The sequence below is a fragment of the Streptomyces huiliensis genome, from assembly GCF_020037025.1.
GTDB lineage: Bacteria > Actinomycetota > Actinomycetes > Streptomycetales > Streptomycetaceae > Streptomyces > Streptomyces huiliensis.
This window is the reverse complement of record NZ_JAIQLH010000552.1, coordinates 1-670: the sequence shown is the minus strand read 5'-3', so window position 1 is coordinate 670 and position 670 is coordinate 1. Positions and strand designations below refer to the sequence as shown.

Below are 670 nucleotides of genomic sequence, written 5' to 3'. Positions count from 1 at the left end.
GCCCGGCGCGAAGCCGCCGCCTCCGCCGCCTGCGGATCCGCCACCACCGAAGCCGCCACCACCACCGCCGTACGAGCCACCGCCCCCGTACGCGCCACCGCCGCCGAAGCCGCCGCCCGGGCCGCCGGCCGGACCGGCGCCACCGCCGCCGCCCCCGCTCGCGTCCACGACGAGCTCGATCTTCCACTGCACGCCGAAGGCGTCGCCGAGCGCCTGGCGGAGGACGTCCTCACTGCCGCTGTTGGCGAAGCTGTCGCGGGCTCCGACGTTGGAGAAGCCCACCTGGAGCGTCGTGCCGTCGAAGCCGCTCACGTGGGCGTTCTGGCTGAGCAGGATCCACGTGAAACGTCGGCGGTTCTTGACCGCGTCGAGGATCTGCGGCCACATCTGGCGGGCCTGGTCCACGCTGCCGCCGTGCGCTTGGGGCTGCTGCGCTTGGGGCTGCTGCGCTTGGGGCTGCTGCGCTTGGGGCTGCTGCGCTTGGGGCTGCTGCGCTTGGGGGGCCTGAGGAGGCTGAGGCGTCTGCGGAGGCTGAGACGCCTGAGGCGTCTGCGCGGCAGCGGACGGCGCGGCAGCGGACGGCCAGCCGCCGGGCCGCGCAGCGGGCTGGTCGCCGGACTGGGCGGCCCCCTGCGCCGGGGCGGCGGCGGACGGCCAGGCACCGGGCTGA

Annotated in this window: 1 pseudogene; it reads right to left on the bottom strand. The window is 76.3% G+C overall.

Annotation, left to right across the window (positions count from 1 at the left end):
- A pseudogene (locus JNW98_RS37005) lies at window positions 1-405 on the bottom strand (DNA polymerase III subunit gamma and tau); the annotation flags it as partial.
- Window positions 406-670 lie beyond the last annotated feature (265 nt).